At 73.2% G+C, this 1,582-nt stretch carries 2 protein-coding genes; one reads left to right on the top strand and one right to left on the bottom strand.

From position 1 onward, the window contains the following. Nucleotides 1-1,319 (top strand): ATP-binding SpoIIE family protein phosphatase (locus tag H5J30_RS32225; RefSeq protein WP_181791173.1); only part of this gene is annotated, 1,319 nt, incomplete at its 5' end. A gap of 50 nt (nt 1,320-1,369) precedes the next feature. Here H5J30_RS32225 and H5J30_RS36120 read toward each other — a convergent pair. Further along, a partial coding sequence (locus tag H5J30_RS36120) for a hypothetical protein (RefSeq protein ID WP_220189568.1) occupies nt 1,370-1,582 on the bottom strand: 213 nt, incomplete at its 5' end.

Here is a 1,582-nt window from a genome sequence, read left to right as displayed (position 1 = left end):
TGCCGCTGGTCGCCGGGGACACCTTCGTCGGGCTCGTGCAGTTCTCCCGCGCCCGCGGCAGCGAGGACTTCGGCGAACGCGACGCCGCCCTCGCCGCGCAGCTCGCCGCCCGCGCCGCCGTCTGCATCGACAACGCCCGCCTCTACCGCCGCGAGCACTCCCGCGCCCTCATCCTCCAGCGCAGCCTGCTCCCGCCCGGCGACCCTGAGGCCGCGGGCCTGGACATCGCCTGCCGCTATCTGCCCGGCAACACCGCCACCGAGGTCGGCGGCGACTGGTTCGACGTCATCGAGCTGCCCGGCCACCGCACCGCGCTCGTCGTCGGCGACGTCATGGGCCGCGGCCTGCGGGCCGCCGTCGCGATGGGCGAACTGCGCACCGCCGTACGCACCCTCGCCATGCTCGACCTGGAGCCGGCCGAAGTGCTCGCCGCGCTGGACGAGATCGCCGGCGGCCTCGGCGGCGTCTCCGATGAGGTCTACCTCGCCACCTGCGTCTACGTCGTCTACGACGCGGTCACCCGGCGCTGCACCTTCGCCAACGCCGGCCACCTGCCGCCCGTCGTGGTCGAGCCCGGCGAGCCGCCGCTGCTGCTGGAGGTGCCCGCCGGGATGCCGCTCGGCGTCGGCGGCGAGCCGTTCGAGGAGGTCGATGTCGAGCTGCCGGACGGCGCCCTCCTCGCGCTCTACACCGACGGCCTCGTGGAGTCCCGCGACCACGGCCTGGACGAGGGCCTTGAGGAGTTCCGCAAGTCGCTCTGCGACCCCGCGCAGCCGCTTGAGGACGTCTGCGACCACGTACTCGACACGCTCTACACCCGGCACGGAGAGGACGACATCGCCCTGTTGATGGCCCGTATCCGCGGACTGCCCGCCGACACCGTCGGCGACTGGCTGCTGCCCGCGGAACCCCGCTCGGTCGCGCTCGCCCGCGAACACGCCCGTACGCAGCTGGCCACCTGGCAGTTGGAACCGCTGATCGACACCACCGAGCTGCTGGTCAGCGAGCTGGTGACGAACGCGCTCCGGCACGGCGAAGGCGGTCGCAGCGGCGGCGGCGAGCCCGAGATACGGCTCCGGCTGCTGCTGGGCCGCACGCTGGTGTGCGAGGTGTGGGACAGCAACCTGGTCCAGCCGCGCCGCCGCCGCGCCCGGGACACCGACGAGGGCGGGCGCGGGCTGCAACTCGTCAGCATGCTCAGCCAGAACTGGGGCAGCAGGCGCACGCACCGCGGCAAGACGGTCTGGTACGAACTGGCGCTGCCCGGCAGCGGCCCGGGCGCCGAACTGGACGAGGAAGCCCTGCTGTCGGCGTTCTGAGCCCGCCCTCCCGGCGGATCCCGCTCTGCAATCGGGCTCGACGTGCCGCTTCACCGAGGAGCGGAGAAGGATCCGCTGCCCTGCCTCGCGTCGCCGAGATTGTCGACAATCCGGGTGAGCCTGACGGGACTCCCGCCGCGAACGGAGAAGCCCGCCATGCCCGATGCCCCGCTCCCCCCACCGCGCGTCCCTTTCTGGAGCTGCGTGTCGGCGGCGTCCACGTGGTCGTCCAGCTCGTGCCGTACCGGCTGCTGACGCTGCTG

It is taken from the genome of Streptomyces phytophilus (assembly GCF_013870535.1).
Classification (GTDB): domain Bacteria; phylum Actinomycetota; class Actinomycetes; order Streptomycetales; family Streptomycetaceae; genus Streptomyces; species Streptomyces phytophilus.
Note: the sequence above shows the minus strand (reverse complement) of the source record. Positions and strands in the feature narration are given on the sequence as shown.